The organism is uncultured Polaribacter sp. (assembly GCF_947497125.1).
Lineage (GTDB): Bacteria > Bacteroidota > Bacteroidia > Flavobacteriales > Flavobacteriaceae > Polaribacter.
Genome location: NZ_CANMFI010000001.1, coordinates 458,040 through 477,675, shown reverse-complemented (window position 1 = coordinate 477,675; position 19,636 = coordinate 458,040). Strand labels below are relative to the sequence as shown.

Annotated in this window: 17 protein-coding genes; 5 read left to right on the top strand and 12 right to left on the bottom strand. The window is 30.5% G+C overall.

Going from position 1 to position 19,636, the window contains the following annotated elements; genetic code table 11:
* Positions 1-78: 78 nt before the first annotated feature.
* The 3 genes from leuD to leuB all read left to right on the top strand — a co-directional run bounded on the left by leuD (position 79) and on the right by leuB (position 3,478).
* Positions 79-678 (top strand): 3-isopropylmalate dehydratase small subunit, encoded by a 600-nt coding sequence (gene leuD, locus Q0678_RS02220; protein ID WP_299053242.1) that lies wholly within the window; start codon positions 79-81, stop codon positions 676-678.
* 158 nt (positions 679-836) lie between these two features.
* Positions 837-2,357, top strand: a complete 1,521-nt coding sequence (locus tag Q0678_RS02215) for an alpha-isopropylmalate synthase regulatory domain-containing protein (RefSeq protein WP_299053240.1) — start codon at positions 837-839, stop codon at positions 2,355-2,357.
* A gap of 65 nt (positions 2,358-2,422) precedes the next feature.
* Positions 2,423-3,478: a 3-isopropylmalate dehydrogenase gene (gene leuB, locus Q0678_RS02210; protein ID WP_299053239.1), complete on the top strand. Its 1,056-nt coding sequence runs from the start codon at positions 2,423-2,425 to the stop codon at positions 3,476-3,478.
* Positions 3,479-3,552: 74 nt separating this feature from the next.
* On the opposite strand, the gene Q0678_RS02205 is transcribed toward leuB, so the two are convergent.
* Both Q0678_RS02205 and Q0678_RS02200 read right to left on the bottom strand, forming a co-directional pair.
* On the bottom strand, positions 3,553-5,760 hold the full coding sequence (locus Q0678_RS02205) for a DNA mismatch repair protein MutS (protein ID WP_299053237.1): 2,208 nt from the start codon (positions 5,758-5,760) through the stop codon (positions 3,553-3,555).
* Between the two features lie 172 nt (positions 5,761-5,932).
* A complete protein-coding gene (locus tag Q0678_RS02200) occupies positions 5,933-9,607 on the bottom strand; it encodes a T9SS type A sorting domain-containing protein (protein WP_299053234.1) in 3,675 nt (1,224 codons plus the stop codon).
* A gap of 151 nt (positions 9,608-9,758) precedes the next feature.
* Here Q0678_RS02200 and ung point away from each other — a divergent pair, with 151 nt between their 5' ends.
* On the top strand, positions 9,759-10,421 hold the full coding sequence (gene ung, locus Q0678_RS02195; RefSeq protein WP_299053230.1) for a uracil-DNA glycosylase: 663 nt from the start codon (positions 9,759-9,761) through the stop codon (positions 10,419-10,421).
* A 192-nt stretch (positions 10,422-10,613) separates the two neighbouring features.
* On the opposite strand, the gene Q0678_RS02190 is transcribed toward ung, so the two are convergent.
* From Q0678_RS02190 to Q0678_RS02145, 10 genes are all read right to left on the bottom strand, one after another.
* Positions 10,614-11,474 (bottom strand): substrate-binding domain-containing protein, encoded by an 861-nt coding sequence (locus Q0678_RS02190; RefSeq protein ID WP_299053227.1) that lies wholly within the window; start codon positions 11,472-11,474, stop codon positions 10,614-10,616.
* Positions 11,475-12,344 (bottom strand): nucleoside phosphorylase, encoded by an 870-nt coding sequence (locus tag Q0678_RS02185; protein ID WP_299053225.1) that lies wholly within the window; start codon positions 12,342-12,344, stop codon positions 11,475-11,477.
* A 20-nt stretch (positions 12,345-12,364) separates the two neighbouring features.
* Complete coding sequence (locus Q0678_RS02180) at positions 12,365-12,688, bottom strand: translation initiation factor (protein WP_299053223.1); 324 nt, start codon at positions 12,686-12,688, stop codon at positions 12,365-12,367.
* 53 nt (positions 12,689-12,741) lie between these two features.
* Positions 12,742-13,689 carry a 2-oxoglutarate and iron-dependent oxygenase domain-containing protein gene (locus Q0678_RS02175; RefSeq protein WP_299053221.1) on the bottom strand — a complete coding sequence of 316 codons (948 nt, stop codon included), beginning with the start codon at positions 13,687-13,689 and terminating at the stop codon, positions 12,742-12,744.
* A gap of 62 nt (positions 13,690-13,751) precedes the next feature.
* Positions 13,752-14,459, bottom strand: coding sequence for a DUF6048 family protein (locus Q0678_RS02170; protein ID WP_299053218.1), 708 nt, complete (start codon positions 14,457-14,459; stop codon positions 13,752-13,754).
* A complete protein-coding gene (locus Q0678_RS02165) occupies positions 14,440-14,925 on the bottom strand; it encodes a DUF6452 family protein (protein WP_299053215.1) in 486 nt (161 codons plus the stop codon). The genes Q0678_RS02170 and Q0678_RS02165 overlap by 20 nt, the downstream gene beginning before the upstream one ends.
* 35 nt (positions 14,926-14,960) lie before the next feature.
* Positions 14,961-15,263: a 4a-hydroxytetrahydrobiopterin dehydratase gene (locus Q0678_RS02160; protein ID WP_299053212.1), complete on the bottom strand. Its 303-nt coding sequence runs from the start codon at positions 15,261-15,263 to the stop codon at positions 14,961-14,963.
* 51 nt (positions 15,264-15,314) lie between these two features.
* Positions 15,315-16,766 carry a 23S rRNA (uracil(1939)-C(5))-methyltransferase RlmD gene (gene rlmD, locus Q0678_RS02155; RefSeq protein WP_299053210.1) on the bottom strand — a complete coding sequence of 484 codons (1,452 nt, stop codon included), beginning with the start codon at positions 16,764-16,766 and terminating at the stop codon, positions 15,315-15,317.
* A gap of 102 nt (positions 16,767-16,868) precedes the next feature.
* On the bottom strand, positions 16,869-17,564 hold the full coding sequence (locus tag Q0678_RS02150; protein WP_299053208.1) for an OmpA family protein: 696 nt from the start codon (positions 17,562-17,564) through the stop codon (positions 16,869-16,871).
* The gene (locus Q0678_RS02145; protein ID WP_299053206.1) at positions 17,561-18,046 is read right to left on the bottom strand and encodes a hypothetical protein; all 486 of its coding nucleotides are present in this window, start codon (positions 18,044-18,046) and stop codon (positions 17,561-17,563) included. The genes Q0678_RS02150 and Q0678_RS02145 overlap by 4 nt, the downstream gene beginning before the upstream one ends.
* Positions 18,047-18,240: 194 nt before the next feature.
* Between Q0678_RS02145 and rocD the strand changes: the two genes are divergently transcribed.
* On the top strand, positions 18,241-19,518 hold the full coding sequence (gene rocD / locus Q0678_RS02140; RefSeq protein ID WP_299053203.1) for an ornithine--oxo-acid transaminase: 1,278 nt from the start codon (positions 18,241-18,243) through the stop codon (positions 19,516-19,518).
* Positions 19,519-19,636 lie beyond the last annotated feature (118 nt).

The window sequence follows — 19,636 nt, the reverse complement described above, 5'->3', positions numbered from 1 at the left end:
AGAAGTAATAGTTATAAAGTTCGCAATAGTAAGAACTTTAAAACTTTAAAACTTTGAAATTTTCAAACAAAGAAAACAATGGCTTACGATAAATTTAATACCCTAACAAGTACAGCATATCCTTTACCAACAGAAAATGTAGATACAGATCAGATAATTCCTGCTCGTTTTTTAAAAGCAACAGAGCGTGTAGATTTTGATATCAACTTTTTTAGAGATTGGAGATACAATCAAGACGGAACCCCAAAAGAAGATTTTCCTTTGAATAAAGAAATCTATGCAGGTTCTAAAATTTTAGTAGGTGGTAGAAATTTTGGTTCAGGTTCTTCTAGAGAGCATGCTGCTTGGTCTGTGTATGACTTTGGATTGCGTTGTGTTATTTCATCGGCATTTGCAGATATTTTTAAAAATAACTGTTTAAACGTTGGGGTTTTGCCAGTACAGGTTTCTCCAAAATTTGCAGATACTTTATTTGCAGCTATTATGGCAGATCCTAAAACAGAAATCAACGTAGACTTACCAAATCAAACAGTAACTTTAGTTGCCACTGGAGAGTCTGAGTCTTTTGAGATTAATACCTACAAAAAAGACAATATGTTAAATGGTTTTGATGATATCGATTACCTAAAAAATATCGAAAACGAAATTGCTGCTTTTGCAGAAACAAGACCGTTTTAGACATTAATTAGAAAAAGCAGCCAGTTGATTACGTCCAGTTTTGTCATTTCGAACAAAGGAGAAATCACATAAAGCTATATAATTTTTAAATCTAATACTATGGGATTTCTCTTAACGTATAAATGACAGAGCCCTCCCTTTTTTATTTTAAAAATAAAATGACCAAGAGGAAAATAGAAATAATGGATACAACACTTCGTGATGGAGAACAAACATCAGGAGTGTCTTTTTCAGTTTCAGAAAAACTAACCATTGCAAAATTATTGTTAGAAGAGCTGAAAGTAGATCGTATTGAAATTGCTTCAGCAAGAGTTTCTAAAGGAGAATTAGAAGCAGTCAATAAAATTACCTCTTGGGCCAAAGAGCACCATTTTTTAAATCAAATAGAAGTGCTAACTTTTGTAGATGGAGGAAAATCTATCGATTGGATGTTAGAGGCTGGTGCTAAAGTTCAGAATTTATTAACCAAAGGTTCTCTAAACCACTTAACACATCAACTTAAAAAAACACCTAAAGAGCATTTTGCAGATATAGAAGCAACTATAGCTTTAGCAGCCTCAAACGGTATTGCAACAAATGTGTATTTAGAAGATTGGTCTAACGGAATGCGCAATTCTAAAGAGTATGTTTTTAGCTATTTAGATTTTTTAACTACACAAAAGATTGAGCGTATATTATTGCCCGATACCCTTGGGATATTGACACATACAGAAACGTTTGAATTTATTTCTGAAGTAAAAAATAAATACCCAAACATGCATTTTGATTTTCATGGTCATAATGATTATGATTTGGGAGTTGCCAATGTAATGGAAGCGGTAAAAGCAGGTGCAAATGGATTGCATTTAACCATAAACGGAATGGGAGAGCGTGCTGGTAACGCACCAATGGCAAGTGTTATAGCTGTTATTAATGATTTTTTAAGTGATGTAAAAATTGCTGTAAATGAGAAAGCTTTGCATAAGGTAAGTAAATTGGTAGAAACCTTTTCTGGGTTTAGAATACCTGTAAACAAACCTGTTGTTGGTGCAAATGTCTTTACGCAAACTGCTGGTATTCATGCGGATGGAGATAATAAGCACAATTTGTATTTTAACGATTTAATGCCAGAGCGTTTTGGTAGAAAACGTAAATATGCATTGGGTAAAACCTCGGGTAAGGCAAATATTCAGAAAAATTTACAAGACCTAGGGTTGAGTTTGAATGATGAGGAATTAAAAAAAGTTACCCAACGAATAATTGAATTAGGAGACAAGAAAGAAGTTGTTTCTCAAGAAGATTTACCCTATATAATTTCTGATGTATTAGATTCTGATACAATTGAAAAACGAGTAGTTGTAGAAAATTATGTGCTAGGTCACGCAAAAGGTATGAAGCCTTCTACGACTTTGCAATTAATTGTAGAAGGAGTTCATTATGAAGCACATGCGCAAGGAGATGGTCAGTTTGATGCTTTTATGAACGCATTAAAAAAACTTTATAAGACGCATAGTAAAAAAGAGTTGCCAAAATTGATTGATTATGCAGTAAGAATTCCTCCAGGAAGTCATTCTGATGCACTGTGTGAAACAATTATTACTTGGCAAGGTGAAGAAAAAGAATTTATAACACGTGGTTTAGACTCAGATCAAACAGTATCTGCAATTAAGGCCACAGAGAAAATGTTGAATATTATTTAAAAACTCAAAAATTTAAAAATTGAAAGTTTTAATCTTTCAATCATTTAATCTTTTAATAAAAACACATGAAATTAAACATTGCAGTATTAGCAGGAGACGGAATTGGACCAGAAGTAATAGACCAAGCTGTAAAAGTATCAGATGCGATTGCTAAAAAATTCAACCATCAAATTCATTGGAAACCAGCACTAACAGGTGCAGCTGCTATTGATGCAGTTGGAGATCCTTATCCAGATACAACGCATGATATTTGTGCGTCTTCAGATGCTGTTTTATTTGGTGCTATTGGGCATCCACGTTTTGATAATGACCCTTCTGCAAAAGTAAGACCAGAACAAGGATTGCTTAAAATGCGTAAAAAATTAGGTTTGTTTGCAAATGTAAGACCAACATTTACGTTTCCTTCTTTATTAGATAAATCTCCTTTAAAAAGAGAAAGAATAGAAGGTACAGATTTGGTTTTTTTACGTGAACTAACAGGTGGAATTTATTTTGGCGAAAAGGGTAGAAGAGATGCGGGTGAAACTGCTTACGATAACTGTGTATACACAAGAGCAGAAGTACAACGTTTGGCAAAAAAAGGATTTGAATTGGCGATGACACGTGGTAAAAAACTATGTTGTGTAGACAAAGCAAATGTTTTAGAAACTTCTAGATTATGGAGAGAGACTGTGCAAGCAATGGAAAAAGAGTATCCAGAAGTTACTGTTTCTTATGAGTTTGTAGATGCTGTTGCCATGCGTTTGGTACAATGGCCAAATAGTTATGATGTATTGATTACCGAAAACTTATTCGGAGATATTTTAACTGATGAAGCTTCTGTAATTTCAGGTTCTATGGGTTTAATGCCAAGTGCTTCTTTAGGTGCTAAGATTGGTTTGTTTGAGCCAATTCATGGTTCTTATCCACAAGCAACAGGATTAAATATTGCAAATCCAATGGCAACTGTTTTATCTGCTGCAATGATGTTTGAAAACTTTGGTTTACAAGCAGAAGGACAAGCAATTAGAGATGCTGTAAACAATGCTCTTGAAAAAGGAATTGTTACAGAAGATTTAGCAGATGGTGGCAAAGCTTATGGTACCAAAGAAGTAGGAGACTGGTTGGCTAGCAACATTTAAAATAAAAATTTATATATTAAAAAAGCGCTCTGTAAAGAGCGCTTTTTTGTTTGTGTATATTTTAAAAGAGGATGTTATTTTTTTGCTTTCTCTACCAATTCTAATTTTTCTACAGAAGTTTTTGTGGTAAAAACTCCGTAATTTATAACCACATTATTTTTACTTATTTTATCAATTGTGCCAATAGAGTTAGAATCTGTTATTCTTACTCTGTCATTAATTTTAAAAACATATGCAGCTCTTTCTTTTGCAATTTTTTCGGCTTCAATTTTCTTTTCTTCTCTTACTTTTACAACCTTGTGTAAAACTTCTTTTTCTACTTTCTGAATAACCTCTTTTAATTGTTTTTCTACAATTTTAGCTTTTTGTTTTTGAGATTTTGTTTTAGGTGCTATTGGGTTTTTCTTAGCATTTTTAACTTTTAAGTCTGCTACCCACTTATTAAAATTTGTATTTAATTCTTTTTTATTGTTGGTTTGAAAATACTTATTTATCAGTTCGTTTGTTTTTCTACCCAATGAAAGCATTTTCTGATTACTGTCATATAATTCTTGAAAGCCTGCTAGTTTTGCCTGAATTTTAGCTTCCTTCTCCTGCAAACTATCTAAGTGTTCTTGTCCTTTAGATTTTTGTTTTTCTAAGTTGTCTGAATTTTTCTGCAGCTTGGTGCGTTCTTTTTGCAACTTAGAGATTGTTTTATCTAACCTTACTTTTTCTGTGTCTACTCTTTTCTTAGCTTTGTTAATTAAGCTAAAAGGAATTCCGTTTTTCTGTGCTACTTCAAACGTAAAAGAACTACCAGCTTGGCCAACAAAAAGTTTGTACAATGGTTCTAGCGAGTATTCATCAAACTGCATATTTGCGTTGGTAACATTTTCTAATTCGTTGGCCAACACTTTTAAGTTCGAGTAATGGGTTGTAATTATACCGAATGCTTTTTTACTGTAAAATTCTTCTAAAAATATCTCAGCCAATGCTCCGCCTAGTTCTGGGTCTGAACCTGTACCAAATTCATCAATTAAAAACAAGGTGTTTTCGTTACATCTTCTTAAAAAATTACGCATATTTTTTAATCGATAACTATAAGTACTTAGTTGATTTTCTATCGATTGATTGTCTCCAATGTCGGTTAAAATAGAATCGAAAATATAGGTCTGACTTCTTTCATGCACAGGAATTAAAAGTCCGCTCTGAAGCATTAATTGCAACAAACCAATTGTTTTTAATGTAATACTTTTACCACCAGCATTTGGGCCAGAAATTACAATAATTTGCTGTTTTTCGTTTAGTTCTATAGATTGTGCAATTGTTTTTATTTTTTGTGCATTATTCTTTCTCCATAAAATAGGGTGATAAGCATCTTTAAAATAAATTCTTTTTTCTTTTGATATTTTTGGTAAAACAGCATTTAGTTCTCTAGCATATTTAGCTTTTGCGGCTACAACATCTGTATGAACAAGGTAGGTAATGTATTCTTCTAATAGAGAGGTAAAAGGTCTAATAGTTTCTGCTAAACTTCTAAGAATCCTTATAACCTCTTGTTTTTCTTCGTAAATTAAGTTTTGATATTCTCTACTATAAGCAAGCGTTGCTTGCGGAGCAATGTAAACAATATTACCCGATTTAGAAGCACCTAATAAACTTCCAGAAACCTTTCTTCTATGCATTGCAGAGACTGCTAAAACACGCTGATTGTCAATTACTGTTTCTTTAATGTCATCTAAATAACCAGCACTAACAGCTTTGGATAAAGCACTCGAAAAACTAGCACCTATTTTGCCTCTAATATTGTTAATATCTCTTCTAATCTGTTTTAAAGCACTCGAAGCATTGTTTTTAACTTCGCCAGAAATATCAATGATTCTTTTTATTTCATCATCTATGTAAGTCGTTAACTCTATTTTTTGAGAACTTTCAAAAAAAGTTGGAAATTGTAGCTTAAATTTCTTAAAAAACTTTAGATGCTCATTTACAGTTAAAGAAGTGGTTGCAATTTTTAAAAAAGCATCAGTTTCTATATAACTATTTTCAATTTTTAATCGTTTAATGCTTTCTGTTATATTATCAAAACCATGGTTTGGCACTCTATTTTCACTTACAAAAGAAGCTACATATTCATTGACTAAATGCAGTTCTATAAAAAGTTTTTTTTTGCTAATTATAGGGCTTAACTCTTTTACACTTGTTTTGCCTAAGCCAGAAATACAATGTTCGGATACATGTTGTAATACAGTAGAAAATTCTAAATCTTGTAATGTTTTTTCTGAGATACTTTTGTTCAAAATAAGGTGTTTGATATAAGTACAAAAATAAGAAAGAAAGCTAGTATTGTTTTAAATTATATTAAAAAATATTGAGTGAATAAATCATATTATACATTTGTTTTTTAGAAGCATTTATTTATGTAAAAGCTCCATATTAATTAAAATATAGATCTTTACTTTTTATTATAAATTACTCAATTACTATTTTAGAAGTTTTATTAATGTTAACTCCAATTGTTTTTAAGATGTAAATCCCTTTATGTAAGTCACTTATATTTATCTTATTATCTCCATTTGTGATATGAAAGCGTTTTATTTCTTTACCGCTAATGTCAAATAAAATATTTATTGCGTCTATTTCTGTAAAAATAGTCACATATTTTTTAGCAGGATTTGGGAAAATTGAAAACTTTTCAGTCTTAATTTCAGAAGTATTTAGTGCTGTACATTCTGCTTGGCTATTTACAAAGTTTACAATTGAATCTATATTTGTAAAATTTGATACAGCATAAGATATATCATCTACTTCAATACATGTTAAATTAGGGTTGTTTGTTGTATTAAAGTTTGCAGTAGTTATATTCGAATTATTTCCATTAATAATATTTAATCTAGTTAATAAATTGTTATTACAAATTAAATTATTTAACTGTGTGTGTAAACTTAAATCTAAATTTGTAATGCTGTTGTTATTACATCTTACAGATTTGATTACTGTATTTAGAGATAGATCAATAGCAGTTATGTTATTAAATTGGATATGTAAGTTTTCTAATAATACATTATTACTTACATCTAAACTTGTTAATTGGTTATTATTGCTTAGTAATGTAACCAATGCTATGTTACTATTTAGGTTTAAGGTTGTTAGTTGATTTTGGCCACAATTTAGTTCTGTAAGAGCTACAAAATCCTCAATGCCTGTTAAATCTGATATGTTTTTGTTAGAGACATTTAATGATAATAAATTACTAACATTCGATGTAAAAACAAGGCCATCTATAGGACCAGCGTCATGACCTAAATCAATCAAAGCTTGCTCAAAATTTGCATCAGGTATACTAGTAGTGGCAGAAACTGTCGTAATAGCTGTATTTGTTATGACAGGTGCATTATAATCGAAATAAATATTAGCGGTTGTGTTAAAAGCATCTCCAATTACAGCAGTACTTTTTGGTTTAATTTTATAAAAGATCCATCCATGGCTAGCGGGTTCATTAGTAGTGCTATCTGCTAATTGTATGTTTTCAAAAATAAACTCTAATTTGTTAGTCTCTTTTAGTGCAATTCTATAATTATGACTTGCTGCAATAGGTATAAATGTATTTACATCTAAATCTTGATCTATTATTTCTTTTACTACAATATTTATTGCAGATGCAGATCCAGTATTCTGAAAACGAATTCTGTAGGTTAAATCATTTGGAACTTGCATTGTATTAATTTTATCGCCTTCAAAACAAGTAACATCATTTGGATCATAGGCATTTACAATAATATCGGTAAAAATATTAGTATTGTCTGTTGGTGTGGCATCGCCGGTTAGTGGTGTAATAGTAGTAGTGTAACTAATTGTATCACCACCATTTATAGGGTTTGTTGGGTGTATGGGCGTGTTAATAGTAAAATTTACATCAATATATTTTTCTTCAAAAGGTAACAAATTTAAATAATCCCAACTCAAAGTATTGTTTGTCTGAGCATCAGGATTTATACTGGCGCTATTAAATGTTTCTACCTGTTCGTTAAAATTTAATTTTACGATTCCAGATGAGATAATTGTAGATCCGTTGTTTTTATAAAAAATTCTTAGTACTGTATTAAAACCAGGTCTAGATTCACTTGTTGTAAAAGCGGTTACTGTTACATCATTTACTTGGCTATTAGCAGTAATACAAAAATTGATATTTTCAGTGTTTCCAGAGCCATTAAAAGTTGTAGATTGAGAAGTAGGGCTTACTGAAAAGAATGACGGAAAATTTGGAATAATTTCTGTGTTTACGTTTGTGTCATTAATGTAAATCGTATAAGTTCCGTCTGAAGCGCTAAAAGAGGAAGCACTTAAATTTGAACTGACACTATTAATTCTGGTATTTACAGACTTTGTATCTGCGGCATCACAACCATTGTTGTTAAAATCATAAGAAACTGTACCACTAATAGTATTAGAGTTTACAGGAGCAAAAGAACAGTATTCTGTAAAATTTGTGTGCGTATCAATTCCATTAGTTAAGTTGCCTGCTGCAATTAACGCATCATCTACACATATTGCATTTAAGTTGGTGTTATTTTTTGCGTTAAAAGTACTTGTACCAGCAAATGGATTGGTAAAATACCTCAAAGAATTAGAGTTTCCATTTTTAAGGTTTAGTTTGGTAAGTAAATTATTATTACAATAAATTTTAGTTAAATTAGTAAAACTAGATAAATCTAATTCTGTAAGTAAGTTGTTTGAACATGATAGGCTTGATATGGTATTTATTGTTGTTGTGTCTAAAGCTGTAATTAGATTACCCGAACATTCTATTGAATTTAAAGATGTATTTGATAGGGTATTTAATGTGGTTAATTGATTGTTAGCACAATATAGAGATTGTAAATTTAGGTTTGCCGAAATATTTAATAAAGACAATAGATTATTATTAATATTAAGGGCAGTTAAATTACTTTGCTGATTAACATTAATATTAGTTAATTGATTATTAAAAGCTTCTAAATTTTGAAGTGTTGTAGAATTTGGTAATATTAAGTTATTTAAAAGATTATTATTTGCCTTTAAAGAAGTTAAACCATTCGTAATAGAAGTATTTAATGTTGTAAGTTTATTAGAGGAAGTTTCAATAGTTTTTAATGAATTTGTAGCTGGCAAAATTAAATTTGTTAATAGGTTTAAATTAGAATTTAGAGTAATTAACCCAGTTGCCATACTTACATTTAAATTAGTTAATTTATTAGTGTAACAAAGTAACGTTTTTAAACTATTTGTGCTTGGTATTAACAAGCTAGCAAGTAAATTGTTATTACAAGTTACAGTTATTAAGTTCGAATTATTTGTTAAGTCTAATGAAATAATATTATTTTGATGGACCTCTAAAGTTTCTAAAGCAATACTTGTAGATACATCTAATGAATTTAACTGATTTTGTTTACATTTTAGTGTTTCTAATTGTGGCGTATTCTGAATATTTAACGTTGTTAAAGCACAATTTTCTGATAATATTGAATTTAATGCAGAATGATTAGAGGCATCGATAGAACCTAGACTATAATTGTAATTAACATTTAAACTTTCTAAAGCAGGCGTATTTGTTAAGTTTAAGTTTGTTAAAGAATTGCTTGATGCATTTATTACAGTTAACAATGTTTTATTAGATACATCAATAGAAGTTATATAATTTTCTTTGCAAATTAAAGTTTGTAAAGAAGCACTATTTGGTAGCGTTAAAGTTGTGATACCAGTTGTATTTGTTGTTGTTCCAAATTGGTTTATATTATTTGAACAGTCTAAATAAGTTAGTTGTGTAAGTGCAGAAACATCTAAATTATTTAAATCATTTTGAGAACATATTAATGATGTTAAGTTTGTAAAAGCTTCAATACCTGTAAAATCAGAAATACCCTGTGAACTTGATCCTCCTAATGGGTTCATAGGATCATTAATAATAAATTCTTGATAACCAGATATATTTAATGTTGTTACCGCTAAAGCTTCTGTAAATTGTATTTCATTATCATTATTGGTATCAATAGTAGGCGAGTAATTTAGAAGAGCTTGTTTAAACTCATAATCTGGTATTGTAACTATTTGACAAAAAGTAGATGTAAAGAAACATAAAAGGATGATTGAAAGTATTTTTGTTTTCATGAGAATTATTTTTTCACAAAACTAGCGTTAGTTTAAAACATATTTAAAGGTAAAACACTTAAAAGCAGTAATGTAAATCCCTTTTTTTAGTTTTTTAAATGATGTTAATTAATTCTATTTAATAGCGTATTTTTGTTTGATACTATTTAACATGAAACCAACCATAACAAACGATTGGCAAACTATTCTTAAAGAACAGTTTTCTAAACCCTATTTTAAAGAATTGCAAAATTTTGTTGACTTAGAGTTTAAAAATCATCTTTGTTTTCCTAAGGAAGAAGAAATTTTTGCAGCATTTAATTTTTGTTCTTTCAAAGATTTAAAAGTTGTTATTATAGGTCAAGATCCTTATCATGGAGAAAATCAAGCAAATGGTTTGTGTTTTTCAGTTAAAGATGGCGTTAAAAAACCACCTTCATTAGTTAATATTCATAAAGAATTAGCCGCAGATTTAAGCGTAGAAATTCCGGAAAGTGGTAATTTAGAAAACTGGGCAAAACAAGGCGTTTTGTTATTAAATGCAACCTTGACAGTTAGGGCTAACCAAGCAGGGAGTCATCAGCAAAAGGGGTGGGAAACCTTTACAGATAATGTTATTAAATTACTATCTAAAGACAAAGAAAAGGTTGTTTTTTTACTTTGGGGTAAGTTTGCCGAAAGTAAAAAAGCACTTATAGATACTTCTAAACATCAAGTTTTTATAGCACCACATCCTTCGCCTTTAGGTGCATGGCGAGGTTGGTTTGGTTGTAAGCATTTTTCAAGTACAAATACCTATTTAAAACAAACAGGGCAGCTGCCAATTGTTTGGTAACATTGGTTTGTTTTTTTAATTAGTATAAAAATTATTATTAATTAAACAATATTTACTAATTCGGTAGTTGTGTTATTACTTGTGTTGTCTGCTAATCCGCATGAAGAAGAAGTACTTCTGCAAGAGGATAAGAGTATCAATGCTAGGATACAAATTGAGATGAGGGTTTCTTTTTTCATAATTTTTTAAAAATCAAAGGTACATATTTTTTATAAATTTACCTGAATGCTGTTTTTTCTGTATAACGTTATACTTAACCATTTTATTTTGAATTCTTGTAATTAAATTCTTTGTAATTGGTTTTCCAGCATTCCATTCGGTAATTTTAAGCCATTGATTGATGTCTGATAGTTTTTGATCATATCTTTCGGCTAAAATAGTGTCAATTAAAGCTATTTTTTTAAAGTTTTTTGTTTCCTTATTTATTATTGATAATACTTTTTTTACCTCTTCAAAATTTGTTTTTAAAACTTCATTTCTAACAGCAATTACAAAACATGGCCAAGGGGTAGGGCAGTCATCAATTCTTCTAAAAGTACCATTATCTACTAATGGTTTGGTTGTAAAATGTTCCCACATAAAGTAGTCGGCTTCTCCTTTTGTTAAGGCATCAATGCCGCCTTGTAAATTATTAATAACTTTAAACTTTAATTTAGAAACATCCCAACCTTGGTTGTGAGCATTTACAATAGCCATTAAATGCGATCCAGAGCCAAAACGACTTATTGCTATTGTTGCGTTTTCTAAATCTGCTATTTTTTTAAATGAAGAAGATGCACTCACGTGTATTCCCCAAATTAAAGGAGATTTTACATAAGTCTGTACAATTTTTGAAGGATTACCATCAGCTATATCTTTAAGAATACCTTCTGTTAAGACAATGGCAATATCTACGCTTCCATCTCTTAATGCTTTACACATTTGCCCTGTACCACCGGCATAATCTTGCCAACGTAATTGAATGTTTTCTTTGCTGTATTCTTTATTTTTTAAGGTTAAATACCAAGGGTAATTAAAGTGTTCCGGAACTCCTCCAATTTTTAAATTTGTCATTTAATCAACTAATTTTTCTAAGGTGTGTTGTATTAAGTTTTCAACTATTTTGGTAGGATTTTCACTAAAGTTACCCGTTGCTCTGTTTGCAATAATTGCATTTAAAGAAACCGCTTTATGTCCAAGTAACTTAGAAAGTCCGTAAATAGCCGAAGTTTCCATTTCTAAATTAGTTATTTTTTTACCTTCAAAAACAAAAGAGTTTATATTTTTATTTAAAAGAGGGTCTTGTATTGGTAATCTTAAAATTCGCCCTTGAGGTCCATAAAATCCACCAGCAGTTGCCGTTATCCCTTTAATCATGTTTTCTGATGTAAGCTTTTTTTCTAAATCGCTACAATTTTTGATGACTATTGGTGCTGCCTTTTTAGGATTCCAATTGGTATGTTTTATAAAAGCATTTTCTATTTCTGTATTAGAAATTTTTTCTATTTGATATGCATGTAACATTCCGTTTAGGTCTAACGCATGCGAACTCAATAAGAAAGAGTTTATCGGTACTTCTTCTTGTAAAGAACCAGAGGTACCAATTCTAACAATTGTAAGTGCAGTATGATTTTCTTTTACAAGTCTTGTTTTTAAATCTATGTTAACTAAAGCATCTAATTCATTTAAAACAATATCTATGTTATCTGGGCCAATACCTGTAGAAATGACAGTTATTTTTTTTGATTTGTAGTAGCCTGTTGTTGTTTTAAATTCTCTTTTCTGAGTAGTAAATTCAATAGTGTCAAAATGTTTTGTAATTTCATTTACCCTGTCTTGATCGCCAACAAAAATGATGGTTTTTGCAATGTTTTCGGGTTTTAAATTTAAATGATAAATACTACCATCTTTATTTAAAATTAATTCAGAATTTTTAAGTGTCATTTATTTTTCTTTTGATACTATTACCCACCAACTCTTTTAACCTTAAAGCCTTTGTCTTTTAAAATAGACATAATTCGATCTCTAAAATCTCCTTGAATAATAATTTTATCATCTTTAAAACTTCCACCAACAGAAAGTATAGTTTTTATTTCTTTTGCTAATATTTTAAAGTCTTTTGTAGCACCTGTATAACCATCTAAAATTGTTATTGGTTTGCCCTTTCTTTTTTCATATTTGCATAAAATAGGTTCTTCTTGCAGCCAAATATTAGAGGCTTCTTTTACCGTTTCTTCTATTTCTTTGTGCTCTGGAAATAAATTTTTTAATTGATCCTTTAAGTCCATACTTATGGGTAGTTAGTTGAAGTATTTAATTTTTTACTATCAAAAATAGGTGCCTATTTTTTTAGTCCAAGTTCTTTTAAACGTTCGTCTAAAAACTCGCCAGCAGTAATGTCTTTAAATTGTTTCGGATTGTCTTTATCAATGCAATTTTCTAGGACATCTAATTTCATATCAGAAACAGGATGCATAAAAAACGGAATTGAATATCTTGAGGTTCCCCAAAGTTCTTTTGGCGGATTTACCACTCTGTGAATGGTAGATTTTAATTTGTTGTTACTGTGTCTAGAGAGCATGTCTCCAACATTAATCATCAATTCATCAGGTGCAGCAACAGCGTCAATCCAATCACCAGCATGGTTTTGTACTTGAAGTCCTTTTCCTTGTGCCCCCATTAAAAGGGTTATTAAATTAATATCGCCATGGGCAGCAGCTCTTTCTGCTCCTTTAGGTGCTGTTTGTATTGGCGGATAATGTATGGGTCTTAAAATACTATTTCCGTTTTCTATAAAAGCATCAAAATAAGTTTCTTCTAAATTTAGGTGCAAAGCCAGCGATCTTAAAACATATTTTGCTGTTTTTTCTAACATTTGGTAAGCTTTTTTACCAACCTTGTTAAAATTCTCTAATTCTGTAACAGTAACATTTTCTGGGTATTCTTTTGCGTATTTAGAGGCCGCTTCTACATATTGACCAAAATGCCAAAACTCTTTTAAATCTGCTTCTTTTTTCCCTTTAGCAGATTCTTTTCCAAAAGAAATATATCCTCGTTGACCGCCAATTCCCGGTATTTCATATTTTTCTTTGATTTGTAATGGTAAATCAAAAAAACTTTTAATTTCAGCATATAAGCTTTCAACAAGTGCGGTGTCTAAAAAATGACCCTTTAAAGCAACAAAACCTATGTTTTCATAGGCATGACCAATTTCATTAATAAATTGCTCTTTTTTATTTTTGTCTTCCGATAAGAAGTCTGCTAAGTTTACGCTTGGTATTGTATTCATACTAATTTATTTTAAGGAAATAAAGACCATAAAGTTACTAAAATTTACACTAAATAACTTTTTTATTTCTTTTTAAAGGGGATTAAATAGGTTATTGTATAATTAAAGCCAAAACCGGTGTTGCTTTCATAAATTCTATTAAAGCCAGGTGAAAATAAAGTTTTAAAATTTGTTGGTTCTTTAACAGACATCATAATATTGTATGAGCCACTAACACTGATAAAAATATTTTTTACCGTTTCTACCTTCAATCCAACAACAAACTCAGACCAATGAGCATTTAAATTATTAGTTATTACTGGGTTTGTGTTTATATTTGCTGGAAAATATTGGGTGTTAACATTTGGTGTACTACTATTTAATGTTTGATTAAAAAGACTAAAACCATATCTGTAACCCACAAAAATTTCATTATTCATATCCAACCAATTTTTATAGGCATTGTAGTTAAAACCTAAACGAATATAGTTTCCTTTAGCAGTAGAGTTGGTGTAATCTTCTTGTGTTGTTTCTTCTTCGAAACCAATTTCTGTAGCAATGTATACGTTTTTTTTAATTCGATAATCTGCCACAATTTCTAACCCTTTATAGGTATTGCTAAATTGTGCTTTTATAGGCTTACTGATATCAAAACCAACTCTTAAACCATAGTTTGTTTTGTATGAGATGCTGTCTTTTTCTGAAGATACAAGATCATCACTATTTTGTTCTTGAGAGATAGCATCAACAAAAACAAAAAGAAAAAAAATGCTAATGAAAAATTTGTACATGTGCTGCATTTTGATTGTTTATGGTAGTTAGTGTTGCTGGAGAAAAATCTTTGATCCAACCATTTTGAGCTGAAAAAGAAACGTTTTCAAAAATAATTTTAAATCCGCAAGAGCGAGATACATACTCTTCTTTTGGGATGTAATTAATTACAAAGCTAGATACTTCATTATTACTGATAGAAGTATCTGTTGCATTTGTTTTAAAATAATAAGTAGTAGTATTTGCAGCACTATTTAACGGAATTGCAATACTATCTGTATTTGTACTTGTGTAGGTAACAATCGTGTCTTTATTTTCTGCCCAAACAGATAATTGTTGTGCAGTTTTTAAAGAAGTTCTATCTGCATCATCATAAAAGCGTAAAACTAAATTAGGTGTTACAGGGTTTTTAATACAGAAATCGTCTTTTTCACATCCATAAAAAACGAATATTGTAAAGAGTGCTAAAAGAATTATTTTTTTCAATTTTTGAATATTTTAGAATACAATTTGTATTTTTTTTAATCTATTTCTTCCTCTTCAACAATGTTATTTATGGCTGCAGCTAGTTTAAAATCTAATTCTGTAACTCCGTCTGCATCATGGGTTGTTAGCTTAATATCTAAGGTGTTGTAAACGTTTGTCCATTCTGGATGATGGTTTAAAGCCTCACATTCAAAAGCAATTCTATTCATTGCAGACATACAGTCTTTAAAATTATCGAACTCAAAATCGGTGTGTAATGCATTGTCGTAATACTCCCAATCTGCAAGGTTTTCTAATTTTTTTTCGATGGCTTTCTCAGATAGTTTTATAGTTTTCATGTAAAAATAATTTATTATTATTTAACTGTTATGACTTTTATGGTCAGTTTATTATTTTTCAAATAAAACAACTGTTTCAATATGACTTGTATGCGGAAATTGATCTACCAAACTAATCTTTTTTATTGTGTAACCTGCTTCGGCTAATAACTCGGTATCTCTGGCCTGAGTTGCAGGGTTGCAAGAAACATATACCATTCTGTCTGCATTTAGATGAATAATTTTTTGCAATGTTTTAGGCGCAATTCCTGCTCTTGCGGGGTCTAAAATAATGGTTTTTATTTTATTTTGATATTCTGGATGCGCAATTAAGAATTTACCAACATCAGCAGCGTAAAACTTTAAACCATCAATATTATTTCTTTTGGCATTCTTTTTAGCATCTTCAATTGCCGACGCAACAATATCTACACCTACTATTTTTGCATTTTCAGATTTAGAAGCAACAATTTGCCCAATAGTACCTGTTCCGCAAAATAAATCCATAACAACTGTATTGTCTACTTTGGTTTTGTCTTCCAAAACATATTCAACTACTTTGGCATAAAGTTTTTCGGCACATTTAGGGTTGGTCTGAAAAAAGCTTTTCATACTAATTTCAAAATTTAAGCCCAAGAGTTCTTCTACAATTTTATCTTTACCATACACTAAATTAATGCTGCCAGATGTAGCGATTGTTCTATCACCAGTTTCATCATTTATGGTGTGTAATAAACCAGCTAAACGATCTCCTAAAATATCTTTTAAGAAAGCAGCAAATTTTTGTAAATCAAAGTTCTCTAATTCTGGAGAAGTAGTAACTAAATTACATAATAACTCGTCTGTTTTAAAAGATTTTCTTACAACAAAATAACGAAAGAAACCTGTCTTTTTTGGACCGTGCCAAGGTTCTAAACCAGTTTCTATACAATATTGGCGTATGTTTTTTAAATTGTCTTCTAGTTGTTTGTCAAACAAACCAGAGTCTTTCTCTAAATTATCTCCCATCCACCAAACACCACGTCTTTTAAAGCCTAGTGTAAATTCATCTTTATCGGTTTTGTTTATTCTGTCGTAACCAATGGCAGAAAAACCATACTCCATTTTATTTCTGTAGTGAAATACATTTGGCGAGGTTACAAACTCATCAAACAAATCTGTAATATTTTCTACTTTACCAATTCTTTTGAACAAAGAGAGTGTACTTTCTTTTTTATACTGATGTTGTAATTCAATTGGTAATTGAATATATGGTGCACCCGGTATGTCTTGGTAAGGAACTGCAACTTCATCTTCAGAAGTTTCTAAAACATCTATTAACTTTGCTTCTGCATAGTTTTTACTGGATTTACTTATTTGTGCTTTTACCAGTTGGCCAGGTAATGTATTGGGTACAAAAACAACAAAACTACCTTCATCAGAGTGTATCCTTGCAATTCCTTTTCCGCCAAAAGCGTAATCTTCAATTTTCAACTCTAAAACTTGATTCTTTTTTACAAATTTGTTGCGTTCTCTACGTGGCATTCTTATTTTGTTTATGGATTGCAAAATTAGGAAAAATATGGTTTGTTAAAACAAAAAAGACTACTCATTTGAGTAGTCTTTCTTTACAAATAAAGATTTTATTTATTTGCCTATTTCTTTTTTAGCTTCTTTAACCATTTCTTCATTTGCAATTATAGCAAATTCTACACGTCTATTTTTGCTTCTACCTTCTATTGTTTCATTTGAAGCAATAGGATCATTAATACCCAAGCCTTTGGTTTTGATTCTATTACCATCTATTCCTTTGTCAGTTAAATATTTTTTTACAGAACTAGCTCTTTGTGCAGAAAGGGTTAAGTTATACTCTACTCTTCCTGTACTGTCTGTATATCCATAAATAATAATATCGGTGTTTTTATACTCATTAAGCACAGGTATTATTTTCTCTAAATTTTCTTGGGCTGTTGAAGATAGTGTCGCTTTATTTGTTGCGAACCTTACAGAGTTTTCTCCTAAGGTTAACATAATTCCTTCTCCAACTCTTTCTACTTCTGCACCTGGTAAAGCAATTTCTAATTCACGTGCTTGTTTGTCCATTTTGTTTCCAATAACACCACCAGCAACACCGCCAATAACACCACCTAAAATGGCTCCTAATTCAGAATTTTTTTTATTTCCAACATTGTTGCCAATTACAGCACCTAAAATTGCCCCTGCAGCGGTACCTATACCGGCACCTTTTTGAGTATTATTTGTCTTTTGAATAGCTTTACAAGATGTAAACATACTTGCAGATATTAGTAATACTGATAAATTATAAATTATAGTTTTTCTCATTTTGTTATTTTTTTTTGAAATGAATAAGTTATGTTTTTTGTTTCTCCAGAAACATTAATTTTATCTACTAGTTCGAAACTTGTTTCAGTTACATTATTAAGACTTAATACAAAACCAGAGTTAACCTCTTTAGCTTTGTAATTGTTAATTATTTTTAAAACAAAATTTCCGTCTTTATTAACATACCAAGTTATTGGCGAGCTAAAATCTTTACAGTTTGTATCTAGGTTATTAATTTTCATTTCACCTTTGTTATTATTAGAAATGAAGTTCCATTGGCTTCCAATAAAACATTTAGAATCGCTTAAATTAAAAGAATTTACTTTTAAAAATTTAGATCCTGGGAAGTTTACAGAAGTAATTGTAAAATCTCCTTTTAACATTTTTTCGGTTTTGTTATCTAATTTTGTATTTACACTAGAGGTGGATTTACACCCAATAAATACACTTGCAAATAAGAGAATAAATAAAGTTTTTTTCATTAAATAATTGTTTTAGTTGTTATAACAAAGTTCATTTTATTTTTAGACACAAAATGTTCAGTTAGTCACTAATATTTACTAAATTGCCATACTTTTTAGGGATGATTTCTTTCCCACGCTGAATTTTCAGAACTTTCTGAAAGGATAAAGGTAGAACAGGAATGGTTATTTTATAAATTTAATAATTATTAAAAATGGCTGTTTTAGACCAATTAACTTCAAAAGAAGCAATCGAATTAGAGAACAAGTATGGTGCACACAACTATCATCCGTTACCTGTAGTATTAAGTAGAGGAGAAGGGGTGCATGTTTGGGATGCAGAAGGAAAAAAGTATTACGATTTTTTATCTGCTTATTCTGCAGTAAACCAAGGGCACTGTCATCCTAAAATTGTAGATGCCATGGTGCATCAAGCAAAAACATTAACCCTAACATCAAGAGCATTTTATAATGACATGTTAGGTAAATATGAAAAATTTGCAACAGAACTTTTTGGTTTTGATAAATTGTTGCCAATGAATACTGGTGCAGAAGCTGTAGAAACAGCTTTAAAAATTGCCAGAAAATGGGCTTATGAAGTAAAAGGAATACCTGAAAATAAAGCAGAAATTATTGTCTGTGAAAATAATTTTCATGGTAGAACTACTACTATTATTTCTTTTTCTAACGACCCAGTTGCAAGAAAAAACTTTGGTCCTTACACAAAAGGATTTTTAAAAATAGAATACGATAACTTACAACAATTACAAGAAGCATTAGAAAGCAGTAATAATATTGCTGCCTTTTTAGTAGAACCAATACAAGGAGAAGCTGGCGTATTTGTTCCTTCTGAAGGATATTTAGCGGCAGCAAAAAAAATGTGTAAAGAGCACAATGTATTGTTTATTGCCGATGAAGTGCAGACGGGTATTGCAAGAACGGGGCGTTTATTAGCTACTTGTGGTAATTGTAGTTGTGCTGATAAAAACTGTTCTGGTACACCAGAAGTAAAAGCAGATATTCTAATTTTAGGGAAAGCTTTAAGCGGAGGAGCATATCCTGTTTCTGCAGTGTTAGCAAATGATGCTATTATGAATGTGATTGAACCAGGTAATCATGGTTCTACATTTGGTGGTAATCCTGTTGCTGCCGCTGTTGCTATTGCAGCTTTAGAAGTAGTTGCAGATGAAAAATTAGCGATTAATGCCGATGCTTTAGGAGTCATTTTTAGAGAAGAGTTGTCTGAATTTGCCAAAACCAACCCTTTAGTAAAATCTGTTAGAGGAAAAGGCTTGTTAAACGCCATTTTAATTAATGATACAGAAGATAGCTCTACTGCTTGGGATATTTGTATGAAATTAAGAGACAATGGTTTGCTTGCAAAACCTACTCACGGAAATATCATTCGTTTTGCACCGCCTTTAGTAATGAATAAAGAGCAGTTAATGGATTGTATATCTATAATAAAAAATACCATTACTAATTTTAAATAATTAGAATTTAAGTTACTTTTAAGTCAGAAAACAACTATCTAAATACTTGTTTTCTGGCTTTTTTTTATTTTAAAAAATGAAAAGAATATCTGTTCCTTTCTTCCTTTTAAGTCTTACA